The following is a 12,609-nucleotide window of genomic DNA, read 5'->3' on the forward strand; positions in this document are numbered from 1 at the left end:
TTTTATTTTAAGGAGGGAAAATAATGTCAAACACGGAAAAGAATTTACCAACTAAATATGATCATATGTCCGTTGAAGAAGGCCGTTATCAATGGTGGCTTGAAGGCAAATATTTCGAAGCAACAGGAGACGAGAAGAAACAACCGTATACAATTGTAATTCCACCTCCGAACGTAACTGGTAAGTTACACTTAGGTCATGCTTGGGATACAACTCTTCAAGATATTTTAACTCGTACGAAGCGTATGCAAGGTTACGATGTATTATGGCTTCCAGGAATGGACCATGCGGGTATCGCAACACAAGCGAAAGTAGAAGGGAAACTTCGTGAAGAAGGTATTTCACGTTACGATCTTGGCCGTGAGAAGTTCCTTGAAAAAGCTTGGGAATGGAAAGAAGAATATGCGTCTCACATTCGTCAACAATGGGGGAAAGTTGGTTTAGGACTAGACTATTCTCGTGAACGTTTCACATTAGACGAAGGTTTATCTGATGCAGTTAATAAAGTATTCGTTCAATTATATGAAAAAGGCTTAATTTACCGTGGTGAATATATCATTAACTGGGACCCAGCAACACGCACAGCTCTTTCTGATATTGAAGTAATTCATAAAGAAGTTCAAGGTGCATTCTACCATATGAACTATCCGTTAACAGATGGTTCTGGTCATATTCGTCTTGCGACTACTCGTCCAGAAACGATGCTTGGTGATACAGCGGTAGCGGTTCATCCAGAAGACGACCGTTACAAGCATTTAATCGGAAAAACAGTTACACTTCCAATCGTAGGCCGTGAGATTCCAATTATTGCTGATGAGTACGTAGAAAAAGATTTCGGAACAGGCGTTGTAAAAATTACACCAGCTCATGACCCGAATGACTTTGAAGTAGGTAACCGTCATGACTTACCACGTATCTTAGTAATGAACGAAGATGGATCGATGAACGAAAAAGCTGGTAAGTATAACGGCATGGATCGTTTCGAATGCCGTAAAGCGTTAGTAAAAGATTTACAAGAAGCGGGCGTATTAGTAGAAATCGAGCCTCATATGCATTCAGTAGGTCACAGTGAGCGTAGTGGTGCAGTTGTTGAGCCTTACTTATCAACGCAATGGTTCGTAAAAATGGCTCCACTTGCTGAGAAGGCAGTAGAGCTTCAACAAAAAGAAGAAGAGAAAGTAACGTTCGTACCAGAGCGTTTCGAAAACACATATTTACGTTGGATGGAAAACATTCACGACTGGTGTATTTCTCGTCAATTATGGTGGGGACACCGCATTCCAGCTTGGTATCATAAAGAAACTGGTGAAGTATACGTAGGTACAGAAGCACCTGCAGATATTGAAAACTGGAATCAAGATAACGACGTACTTGATACATGGTTCAGTTCAGCACTATGGCCATTCTCAACACTTGGTTGGCCAAATGAAGATTCAGCAGACTTCAAGCGTTACTATTCAACAGATGCACTAGTAACGGGTTATGACATTATCTTCTTCTGGGTATCTCGTATGATTTTCCAAGGTTTAGAGTTTACAGGCGAGCGTCCATTTAAAGATGTATTAATTCACGGTTTAGTTCGTGATGAGCAAGGGCGTAAAATGAGTAAATCTCTTGGTAACGGTATTGATCCAATGGATGTTATCGAGAAGTATGGTGCAGATGCAATGCGCTATTTCTTATCAACAGGAAGCGCACCAGGTCAAGATTTACGTTTTAGCATGGAGAAAGTAGAATCTACTTGGAACTTCATTAATAAAATTTGGAATGCATCACGTTTCGTATTAATGAACATGGATGACATGAAGTATGAAGAAATCGATTTAACTGGTGAAAAATCAGTTGCAGATAAGTGGATTTTAACTCGCTTAAATGAAACAATCGAAAGCGTAACACGTAACATGGATAAATATGAGTTCGGTGAAGCTGGTCGTTCATTATACAACTTCATTTGGGACGATTTCTGTGACTGGTACATTGAGATGGCGAAACTTCCACTATACGGTGAAGATGAAGCAGCTAAGAAAACAACTCGTTCTATTTTAGCTTACGTATTAGACCAAACAATGCGTCTATTACACCCATTCATGCCATTCGTAACAGAGAAAATTTGGCAACATTTACCGCATGAAGGCGAGTCAATTACAGTAGCAGCTTGGCCAACAGTTCGCGAAGATTTACAAGATAAAGAAGCGGCAGCAGAAATGCACCTTCTAGTTGATATCATTCGCTCTGTTCGTAACATCCGTGCAGAAGTAAATACGCCAATGAGCAAAAAAGTTCAAATGCAAATCAAGGCAAAAGATGAGGCTGTACTTGCTCAACTTACGAAGAACAGCTCTTACATTGAGCGTTTCTGTAACCCAAGTGAATTAACAATTCAAACGGATTTACAAGCGCCAGAAAAAGCAATGACTGCAATCGTATCAGGTGCAGAGCTATTCTTACCGTTAGCTGATCTTATCAATCTTGATGAAGAGAGAGCGCGTCTTGAGAAAGAACTTGAGAAGTTCGACAAAGAAGTAGAACGTGTACAGAAGAAACTTTCAAACCAAGGTTTCGTAGCGAAAGCTCCTGCAGCAGTTATTGATGGAGAGCGTGCGAAAGAGCAAGATTACCTAGAAAAACGCGAAGCAGTTCGCCAACGTCTAGCAGATCTTGAAAAGTAAAATATTTTTTAGAGGCTCACTATATTGGTGAGTCTCTTTTCTTTGCGTATAATAGGAGTATGAAGGTTGTCTTTTGAAAGGGGAAAGCATACGTGATACATACATACGAAGAAGCGATAGGGTGGATTCATAGTCGATTGAAGTTTGGTATTAAACCAGGATTAGAAAGAATGAGATGGATGCTAGAAGAGCTAGGAAATCCAGAGCGTCACATAAAATGTGTTCATCTTGCTGGTACAAATGGAAAAGGTTCAACGTTAACATATATGCGCTACATGTTAGAAGATGCAAAATATAAGATAGGAACATTTACCTCTCCTTATATTGAAACGTTTAATGAACGTATTAGTGTGAACGGAACGCCAATTGCAGATGAAGAGATTGCGGAACTTGTAAAGATGGTAAAGCCAGTCGTTGAAAAACTAGATGAGACAGATTTAGGGGAAGCGACTGAGTTTGAAATTATTACTGTTATGGCAATTTGTTATTTCGGCAAAGTCAATTTCTGTGATGTTGTTTTATTTGAAACAGGGCTTGGAGGACGCTTTGATTCTACGAATGTTATTCATCCTGTTCTCACGATTATTACAAATATCGGCCATGATCATATGCATATTTTAGGTGATACACTAGGAGAAATTGCATATGAAAAGGCGGGGATTATTAAGTCTGGTGTTCCGGTTATTACTGGTGTACAAGATGAGGAAGCGTTGCAAGTCATTCAAAAGGTTGCAAAAGAAAAACATGCAAACTTATACGAGATAGGTAACCATTTTACAGCGTTACATAAACAGTCTAGCGAAGATGGAGAACAGTTTGATTTCACTTGTCCTTTCGCCATTTTTGAAGATGTGCGAATCTCAATGAAAGGTAGTCATCAAGTAGGAAACGCAGCACTTGCACTTATGGCAGTCATGTATGTCAAAACATACTTATCATTTTTAATTGAGGAAGAAGAAATAAGAACTGGATTACAGGAGGCGTATTGGATTGGGCGATTTGAAAAACTGCAAAGTAATCCAGATATTATTATAGATGGTGCCCATAACCCAGAAGGTATCGAAAGTCTTGTGAAAACAGTAGAATCACATTACAAAGATAAAAATGTAATAGTTTTATTTACTGCCCTTGGTGATAAACAGTTGCATAATATGGTAGGTCAATTAGAAACAATTGCAGATGAAATTATTTTTACAACATTCGCCTTTGATCGTGCTATTTCAGCAGGCGAGCTTGCATCGTATGCAAAGAAAGAATCAAAATTAGTTTTTGAAAATTGGAAAGAGGCAATTGATACGAAGGTTGAAGTGATTGGGGAAAATGATATTTTTATCATAACAGGTTCTCTTTATTTCATTTCGGAAGTTCGAAAATATATTCGCGAGAAAAACTAGATAGTCTTTGCTATCTAGTTTTTTTGTTCTACAAATGAAGTCAAATGCATACATATAAGATAAATATATAGGGTTATTTGGCGAATTCCTCTGACAAATATCTCGTTTTTTTGTGAAATGAATATGATATGATGCGGACAACGATAAGAGGTGAGGTGTGAGTGTATGGACAAGCAATCACGAACGATCTCAGTGAAAGTGAATGGAACAGAAGCGAAATATGAGGAGAAGAAGAAAGATGAATTTGAATGGATGGTAGTAGAAAGTGAAAGGCCAAAAAACGTTGTTCCGTTTCAAAAAGCGAAAGTAGCGTCTACGGAAAAAAAACGAAAGAAGTGGAGCAATACGTTAATTGCAATCGTTGCAACTGCGATTGTTATTGGTACGGCGTTTGGGATGGGAATGCTACAGTTACTTAAAGGGCAAGGTGCGACAGGGGGAAGTGGAGTAACAGCTTCGAAGCAGATGCAAAATGAAGAATCAAAGGTGGGCGGAACGTCAGAACAAACACCAGCACCAAAAGAGGAAAAACAAAAAGCGCAGACAGGAACATCATTGGATTCAATGAAATTATTTTTTGTTCAAGGGGGGATTTATTCTTCCGAAGAAAAGGGACAGGCCGCTCTTGAAGAGTGGAAAGGTAATGGGGGCGTAGCAGCTTTAAAACCGAGCGGTGATAAGTATGCATTAGTTGTTGGTATTGCAAGCGATGAACAAGGCATAAATCAATTAATGACGCAGTATAAAAATGATAATGTCTCTGTATTGAAAAAGAACTGGGATATAACAGATAAAGCGTTACTTAAAGATGATAAAGAAGTGGGTGCATTTTTAACAAAAGTACAGCCATTATATACTCATTTAGCAAAATATGCTTCTAGCGTACAAGCTAGTGGAAAAAGTAATGCAAAAGATTTAGGTGCGATTGAAAAAGAGTGGAAAGCAATTGAAAAAGAAGGGAAAAGTATGAAGCAGGAAGAAGCAAAGAAATTGTATATGTATACGTCAGTAGCTGTGCAAACAGTGAAGGATGGAAAAGGTGATAAGGAATCTTTGGCGAAATTAAATCAAGTTATTATTGATGGTATACTTTCATATGAAAAAATTGTTTCACAAAAGGTGAATTAATAGGATAATGAAATGACGAAGGAAGAAGTATAGGTACTTCTTTCTTTTCTTTTGAATTTAGAGTAAAGTGCTTTCTCAATGGCAGCAATATAATCGTATTTTAGTAAAAAAGTATTATTTTGTTTAGAGAAAATAATATTTCTTTCATTTGTGGACAAACTATTCCTTTGATACGATTGATGTAAATAATTCTGCTTCATATGAGAAAGGAAGGAGAAAATATGAGAAAAATTATTTTAGCATCAGGATCACCTCGCAGGAAGGAACTGCTTGAGTTAGCGGATGTACCATTTGAAATCATTGTAAGTGAAGTAGAAGAAACGATTGGTGCCTACTCATCACCTTCTGATATTGTTATGTCCCTTGCCCTGCAAAAAGCATCTGCAGTAGCAGAAAATAACAGTGATCATATTGTGTTAGGTGCAGACACAATTGTTACATATGAATCGCGTATTCTTGGAAAGCCTTCTAATGAGGCTGAGGCGAAAGAAATGTTGCAATTATTATCAGGGAAAACACATGAAGTGTATACTGGTGTTGCAATTATAGAAAAAGACAAAACAGTCACTTTTTACGAGCGTACAGAAGTTACGTTTTGGGAATTAACAGAAGAGGAAATTGACGTATACGTTGCATCGAAAGAGCCTCTTGATAAAGCAGGAAGTTATGGAATTCAAGGTAAAGGATCTATTTTTGTTCAACATATTCAAGGGGATTACTATAGTGTAGTCGGTTTACCAATTTCACGTCTTGTTCGGGAATTAAAACAATTCAATATTGATATAACCCATGCGTAAAATTGCATGGGATTTTCTTTGAGAGAACAAATAAAGGGGTGGAGAAATGAACGGTATTCGTGATGTTGTCAAAGAAGAACAGCCACGGGAGCGTTTATTGTTAGAAGGAGCTGGAAGTTTATCGAATCGGGAGCTTCTTGCAGTGTTACTCAGAACAGGTTCTAAAGAAGAAACAGTTTTAAAGTTATCAGATAAAATTTTACATCACTTTGATGGTTTACGCATGTTGAAAGATGCAACGTTAGAAGAGCTTGTTTGTATACATGGTGTTGGGATTGCAAAGGCAGCCCAGCTTATAGCTGCTTTTGAACTCGGTAGAAGAATGGTACGTTTAGAATATCAAAATAGATACAGTATTCGAAGTCCAGAAGATTGTGCGAGATATATGATGGAAGAAATGCGCTTCTTGCAGCAGGAGCATTTTGTATGTTTATATTTGAACACAAAAAATCAAGTTATACATAGGCAAACGATTTTCATTGGCAGTTTAAACACATCAATTGTACATCCCAGGGAAGTTTTTAAAGAAGCGTTCCGCCGTGCAGCAGCCTCTATCATATGTCTTCATAACCATCCTTCAGGAGACCCCACGCCGAGCCGAGAAGATATTGAAGTAACAAAACGGTTAGTAGAATGCGGCCAGATTATCGGAATTGAAGTGCTTGACCATATTATAATAGGCGACCATAAATTCGTGAGTTTAAAGGAAAAAGGTCATATTTAAGACTATGCTTTTTACTTATTTTGTTTTATAATGTGATTTATGAGTTTTTTGTAGAAATTTATCTACAAAAAGGATAAAGATATAAAAAACGTACTGTTTTTATAATATAAAGTAAGAAAAAATGAGTCCGTGAAAACAAGAAAGGAAGATAAATAATATGTTTGGATTTGGTGGCTTTACTCGCGATCTTGGAATAGATTTAGGAACTGCGAACACGCTTGTATATGTAAAAGGAAAAGGTGTAGTTTTACGTGAACCTTCAGTAGTAGCGTTACAAACTGATACGAAACAAATCGTTGCTGTAGGTAGCGATGCAAAACAAATGATTGGTCGTACACCAGGAAACGTTGTGGCACTTCGCCCGATGAAAGACGGTGTAATTGCTGATTACGAAACGACAGCAACAATGATGAAATACTACATTCAACAAGCTCAAAAATCAAATGGATTCTTCTCACGTAAACCATACGTAATGGTATGTGTACCGTCTGGTATTACAGCTGTAGAACGACGTGCAGTAATCGATGCGACTCGTCAAGCGGGTGCTCGTGATGCTTATCCAATCGAAGAACCATTTGCAGCAGCAATTGGTGCAAACTTACCTGTTTGGGAACCAACTGGTAGCATGGTTGTTGATATCGGTGGTGGTACAACAGAAGTTGCAATCATTTCTTTAGGTGGTATTGTAACAAGTCAATCAGTTCGTGTTGCTGGTGATGATATGGACGATTCAATCATTCAGTACATTAAGAAAAGCTACAACTTAATGATTGGTGAAAGAACAGCTGAAGCATTAAAATTAGAAATCGGTTCTGCAGGCGAGCCAGAAGGTATCGAGCCTATGGAAATTCGCGGTCGTGATTTAGTAAGTGGTTTACCAAAAACAGTACTAATTCAGCCAGAAGAAATTGCAGATGCATTAAAAGATACAGTAGATGCAATTGTAGAATCTGTTAAAAATACGTTAGAGAAAACTCCACCTGAATTAGCGGCAGATATTATGGACCGTGGTATCGTATTAACAGGCGGCGGAGCATTACTACGTAATTTAGATAAAGTGATTAGTGAAGAAACAAATATGCCAGTTCTTGTTGCGGAAGATCCATTAGATTGCGTAGCAATTGGAACAGGTAAAGCATTAGACAATATCGATCTTTTCAAAACTGCTGCTCGATAATATTGCAAAATAAAAATCAATGAAATTAAGAGGGTGTGAACGTGCCACAGTTTTTCTTAAACAAAAGATTAATTGTTTTGTTAGTTAGTATTATTCTTCTCGTGGCATTGATTGGAATCTCATTGAAAGAACGGAACAGTTTAACATGGCCAGAGCAGTTTGTTAAAGACACTGTCGGTGTTGTAGAACGTGTATTCCAAAAGCCAGCGAAATACGTAGCTGGATTCTTCGAAAATGTAGAGGATGTAAAGCGCACGTATGAAGAGAATAAAGAATTAAAAGCAAAATTAGATAATTATGCAGGGCTATCAGGGAAAGTAAAACAATTAGAAGATGATAACAAGAAGCTACAAGAGTTAACGGGTAAAAAAGAGTTGAATAGCCAATATACTGAAATTCCAGCTACTGTTGTTTCTCGTAATCCAGATAAATGGTACGATTTAATCGGAATCGATAAAGGAGCACAGCAAGGAATTAAAAAGGATATGGCTGTAATGACTTCACAAGGTCTAGTTGGACGAGTGAAAAGTGTATCTCAGTTTACATCATCAGTAGAATTGCTAAGCTCTATGAGCCGAACAAATCGTGTTTCTGCTATCGTACAAGGTGATGAGAAAATCTTTGGATTGATTGAAGGTTACGATAAAGAAAAACACTTACTTCTTTTCACAAAGATTGGCTCTGATGCAAAAGTAGAACCAAACCAACTAGTTGTAACATCTGGACTTGGTGATATTTTCCCGAAAGGTCTTGTAATTGGAACAATCGTTGATGTTCAGCCGGATCCATACGGCTTAACAAAAACAGCATATGTAAAACCGGCCGCTGATTTGAATGACGTAGAGCATATTATGGTTGCTAAACGTGCAACGCCTTCAGCGCCATTAGAATAGGAGGGGGAGAAGAGATGATGAAGATTTTAAAAAGAGCAGCTCTTCCTCTTTTGCTCCTTTTTGTTTTTCTATTTGAAAATATGTTTGCTACTATTGTGCCAACAGAGGTTTTTTGGAAAGACAGTATAGCAGCACCTCATTTCTTTATAATTGTGTTATGTTTTATTACTGTGTACTATAGTCCGGTCCAAGGGATTTATTACGGACTCTTATTTGGTTTCTTATTTGATACCGTATACACAGAACTTGTCGGTATATATATTTTTGCGTATCCGATTTTAGCTTATTTAGTTTATAGTGTGATGAAGATACTACAATTGAATTTATTTATTGTTGCTTCTATTGTACTAGCTAGCATTGTAGCACTAGAGTATTATGTGTATGGATTTTTAACTTTGTTAGGACGTACTCATATGTCAGCGTATGTCTTTTTCACAGATCGTCTCCTGTCTACTTTATTGCTAAATGCAATTTTCTTATTGATAGTTTGTTTCCCACTGAGACGATATTTAGTGCGTCTTTCAAAAGCGATGGAAGAAAAAGAAAAAAGGATTTTCTAATTTTATGTCGAATTGAATCGGTGGGGTGAACTTTAGTGGAAGAAAAAAAGCAACAAAATGTAACAATAAAAGGGACAAAAGACGGAATAACGCTTCATTTAGATGATTGTTGTTCATTCTCTGAATTACTGGAGGAATTGGATGAAAAGCTTTCTACACATTACTATGATGGTGATGGGCGCTCTTTAATTGAAGTGCATGTGAAAGTGGGAAATCGTTATTTAACAGAAGTCCAACAAGAAGAGATTCGTACGTTAATTCGTAATAAAAAGAATCTTGTTGTGGATTCAATTGAAAGTGATGTTATAACTAAAGCAGAAGCAATAGCTTGGAAAGAAGAAACAGAAATTGTCCCTATTTCCAAAATTGTTCGCTCTGGACAAGTTTTACATGTAAAAGGAAATTTATTGTTAATTGGAGATGTTAATCCAGGCGGAACGGTTATCGCTGGGGGGAATATTTTTGTCGTAGGATCATTAAGAGGAATTGCACATGCTGGGTATTATGGGGATTCGGATGCTGTAATCGCTGCATCTGTTATGAACCCGATGCAACTTCGAATTAGTGATGTGGCAATGCGGGCTCCGGAAGAGAAAGAAGACGGAGCGGAGGCGGCAGAATGTGCGTATATTAATGAGAACAATCACATTGTTGTCGATCGACTGCAACTTCTCACTCATCTTAGACCTAATTTAACAAAGTTAGAAAGGGGAATTGTATAGCTGTGGGAGAGGCAATAGTAATTACATCTGGAAAAGGCGGAGTAGGTAAAACTACAACGTCTGCGAACATTGGTACAGCCCTAGCGTTATCTGGAAAGAAAGTGTGCTTAATTGATACAGATATCGGTCTTCGAAACTTAGACGTAGTAATGGGGCTAGAAAATCGTATTGTATTTGATCTTGTTGATGTCGTTGAAGGGCGTTGCCGTTTACCTCAGGCGCTTATTAAAGATAAGCGTTTTGATGATCTTTATTTATTACCTGCAGCACAAACGAGTGATAAATCAGCGGTAACACCTGAACAAATGGATGAATTAATACAAGTATTACGTCAAGATTATGATTACATATTAATTGATTGTCCTGCGGGGATTGAGCAGGGATTTAAAAATGCGGTAGCTGGTGCGGATAAAGCAATCGTTGTTACGACGCCAGAAGTATCCTCAATGCGCGATGCGGATCGTATTATCGGGCTTTTAGAAAAAGAGGATATTGAACCACCAAAACTTGTTATTAATCGTGTGCGTAGTCATATGCTTCATGAGCAGGATATGTTAGATGTTGATGAAATCGTACGTACATTGTCAATCGAGCTTCTTGGTGTTGTCGAAGATGATGATGAAGTTATTCGTGCTACAAATACAGGTGAACCTGTAGCGTTGCAACCGAGCGGAAAAGCAGCGTTAGCTTATCGTAATATTGCAAGACGCTTGTTGGGTGAGAATGTACCATTGCAAGCATTTGAACAAGAAAAAGTATCGGTATTTACAAAGGTGAAAAACTTCTTTGGAATCCGTTAAAAGCACTTCGCATATATGCGAAGTGCTTTCTTTTTTCTTCACACGAATATCTTCCTTTCTTAGCTCATACATATGTACAAACTGTATACAACTGTTTCTATTTAAATTAGCTTAACGAAAGAAAGGAGACAGTATGAAGAATAGACGTGTAGAAGAAATTAAAAAACGGATTGCGAAAAGGAAGGCAGAGCAAGAAAGGATGGAGGAAGAGCAGTATTTTGCTGGAGGGAATTTTGATAGTGAAACAGTATTTATTGAAGATGGAGAAAAGGAAATTCATCCTTTATTTCGAAAAGAAGTATTTTTCTTCAAAGTTTTGTTATCAGCAATATTAGTTCTTTCTGTCGCTATTTTATATAAGAATGCACCTTCTTCTTTCGACGGTGCTAAAGCTGTTACAGAAAAAGTGATGAAAGAAGAATTTCAGTTTGCTACTGTAGCGAAATGGTACGAAAAGCAGTTTGGAAAACCGCTTGTATTTTATTCACCTACTGAGAAAAAAGAAGGAACCATTCAACAAAAAGATTATGCAATTCCTGCTTCCGGAAAGGTGATGCAAGGGTTTCAAAAAAATGGCCAAGGTGTATTTGTTCAAACCGCTACAAATGCAACTGTGGAGTCAGTGAATGAAGGGCTAGTTGTTTTTGCAGGCAAGAAAGAGGAACTTGGTAATACAGTTCAAATTCAGCATGCAGATGGAACGGAGTCATGGTATGCAAATTTAAATGACATGTCAGTGAAATTATATGATTACGTTTCAAAGAAACAAAAAATTGGAACGGTGAATAATGATGCAAATAATAAAAATGGTAAGTTTTATTTCGCGATAAAAAAGAATGAAAAATTTATTGATCCGATTCAGGTGATTTCATTTGATTAAATATAGAGAAGTTTTAACGAAGATTTCAGTGCATCCGTTGTTTTGGGTTATTATTGTCATTGGTATTTTTACGGCACGTTTTAAAGAGTTACTACTGTTATTTTGTATCGTTCTCATCCATGAACTTGGGCATGCGTTTGCGGCGGCACACTACAATTGGCGCATTAAAAAGATTCAACTTTTACCGTTTGGTGGTGTGGCTGAGCTTGAGGAACATGGGAATAAGTCATTAAAAGAGGAACTTGTTGTTGTAATTGCAGGACCTATTCAACATATTTGGATGATGGCGGTAGGCTATATATTGTTTGAAACTGGTTGGCTTCATGCGGATTTATATTATTTCTTTATGTGGAATAATATAATTATTTTAGCATTTAATTTATTACCTATTTGGCCACTTGATGGCGGGAAAGTATTGTTTAACGTATTATCATATCGTTTTCCTTATTTACAAGCACATGAAAAGATGATGAAATTATCATGTGTTTTTTTTAGTGTAATACTGGCGTGGCAGTTACTTTGGAATAGTAACAATATTATGATGTGGGTACTACTCCTATTTTTAGCGGTGTCGTTATATCAAGAATGGAAACAAAGACGGTATGCCTTTATGCGTTTTTTATTAGAACGTTATTATGGGAACAAAAGAGGAATTGAAAAGATTGCACCTATTGAAGTGCAATCAGAAGATCATTTATATAAGATATTCACAAAATTTCGTAGAGGGTATAAGCACTCTATTATTGTCCATGGAAAATATAAAGAACATTACACATTGGATGAAAATGAATTGCTTTATGCGTATTTTACTGAAAAACGAACAACTTCATCTGTTGAAGAATTAATCGGTTAGTGTTGACGATAG

At 37.3% G+C, this 12,609-nt stretch carries 12 protein-coding genes; all 12 read left to right on the top strand.

What is annotated here, in order from left to right; all coding sequences use genetic code 11:
- Positions 1 to 23 precede the first annotated feature (23 nt).
- Positions 24 to 2,669 (top strand): valine--tRNA ligase, encoded by a 2,646-nt coding sequence (locus FS742_RS11300; RefSeq protein ID WP_144612391.1) that lies wholly within the window; start codon positions 24 to 26, stop codon positions 2,667 to 2,669.
- A gap of 92 nt (positions 2,670 to 2,761) precedes the next feature.
- Entirely contained in the window at positions 2,762 to 4,063 is a 1,302-nt protein-coding gene (locus FS742_RS11305; RefSeq protein WP_144612393.1) for a bifunctional folylpolyglutamate synthase/dihydrofolate synthase, read from the top strand.
- 165 nt (positions 4,064 to 4,228) lie between these two features.
- Entirely contained in the window at positions 4,229 to 5,191 is a 963-nt protein-coding gene (locus tag FS742_RS11310; protein ID WP_144612395.1) for a stage II sporulation protein B, read from the top strand.
- Between the two features lie 221 nt (positions 5,192 to 5,412).
- On the top strand, positions 5,413 to 5,988 hold the full coding sequence (locus tag FS742_RS11320) for a Maf family protein (RefSeq protein WP_144612397.1): 576 nt from the start codon (positions 5,413 to 5,415) through the stop codon (positions 5,986 to 5,988).
- Between the two features lie 46 nt (positions 5,989 to 6,034).
- Positions 6,035 to 6,712, top strand: a complete 678-nt coding sequence (radC, locus tag FS742_RS11325) for a DNA repair protein RadC (protein WP_144612399.1) — start codon at positions 6,035 to 6,037, stop codon at positions 6,710 to 6,712.
- A gap of 157 nt (positions 6,713 to 6,869) precedes the next feature.
- The gene (gene mreB / locus FS742_RS11330) at positions 6,870 to 7,889 is read left to right on the top strand and encodes a cell shape-determining protein MreB (protein ID WP_000466737.1); all 1,020 of its coding nucleotides are present in this window, start codon (positions 6,870 to 6,872) and stop codon (positions 7,887 to 7,889) included.
- A 41-nt stretch (positions 7,890 to 7,930) separates the two neighbouring features.
- Positions 7,931 to 8,782, top strand: coding sequence for a rod shape-determining protein MreC (gene mreC, locus FS742_RS11335; protein WP_144612401.1), 852 nt, complete (start codon positions 7,931 to 7,933; stop codon positions 8,780 to 8,782).
- 14 nt (positions 8,783 to 8,796) lie between these two features.
- Entirely contained in the window at positions 8,797 to 9,342 is a 546-nt protein-coding gene (gene mreD, locus FS742_RS11340; protein ID WP_000975757.1) for a rod shape-determining protein MreD, read from the top strand.
- A 35-nt stretch (positions 9,343 to 9,377) separates the two neighbouring features.
- Positions 9,378 to 10,064: a septum site-determining protein MinC gene (gene minC, locus FS742_RS11345; protein ID WP_063224839.1), complete on the top strand. Its 687-nt coding sequence runs from the start codon at positions 9,378 to 9,380 to the stop codon at positions 10,062 to 10,064.
- A gap of 2 nt (positions 10,065 to 10,066) precedes the next feature.
- The gene (gene minD, locus FS742_RS11350; RefSeq protein WP_000503311.1) at positions 10,067 to 10,864 is read left to right on the top strand and encodes a septum site-determining protein MinD; all 798 of its coding nucleotides are present in this window, start codon (positions 10,067 to 10,069) and stop codon (positions 10,862 to 10,864) included.
- A 133-nt stretch (positions 10,865 to 10,997) separates the two neighbouring features.
- Positions 10,998 to 11,744, top strand: a complete 747-nt coding sequence (spoIVFA, locus tag FS742_RS11355; RefSeq protein WP_144612403.1) for a stage IV sporulation protein SpoIVFA — start codon at positions 10,998 to 11,000, stop codon at positions 11,742 to 11,744.
- Positions 11,737 to 12,597 carry a stage IV sporulation intramembrane metalloprotease SpoIVFB gene (gene spoIVFB, locus FS742_RS11360; RefSeq protein ID WP_144612405.1) on the top strand — a complete coding sequence of 287 codons (861 nt, stop codon included), beginning with the start codon at positions 11,737 to 11,739 and terminating at the stop codon, positions 12,595 to 12,597. The genes spoIVFA and spoIVFB overlap by 8 nt, the downstream gene beginning before the upstream one ends.
- The last annotated feature ends 12 nt before the right edge of the window (positions 12,598 to 12,609 follow it).

The sequence above is a fragment of the Bacillus cereus genome, assembly GCF_007678085.1.
GTDB classification, from domain to species: Bacteria; Bacillota; Bacilli; order Bacillales; family Bacillaceae_G; genus Bacillus_A; species Bacillus_A cereus_BE.

Bases quoted from the DNA above. Each gene is read 5' to 3' on its own strand.
- FS742_RS11300 (WP_144612391.1), top strand. From the start codon at position 24: ATGTCAAACACGGAAAAGAATTTACCAACTAAATATGATCATATGTCC.
- FS742_RS11310 (WP_144612395.1), top strand. From the start codon at position 4,229: ATGGACAAGCAATCACGAACGATCTCAGTGAAAGTGAATGGAACAGAA.
- FS742_RS11320 (WP_144612397.1), top strand. From the start codon at position 5,413: ATGAGAAAAATTATTTTAGCATCAGGATCACCTCGCAGGAAGGAACTG.
- radC (WP_144612399.1), top strand. From the start codon at position 6,035: ATGAACGGTATTCGTGATGTTGTCAAAGAAGAACAGCCACGGGAGCGT.
- mreB (WP_000466737.1), top strand. From the start codon at position 6,870: ATGTTTGGATTTGGTGGCTTTACTCGCGATCTTGGAATAGATTTAGGA.
- mreD (WP_000975757.1), top strand. From the start codon at position 8,797: ATGATGAAGATTTTAAAAAGAGCAGCTCTTCCTCTTTTGCTCCTTTTT.
- spoIVFA (WP_144612403.1), top strand. From the start codon at position 10,998: ATGAAGAATAGACGTGTAGAAGAAATTAAAAAACGGATTGCGAAAAGG.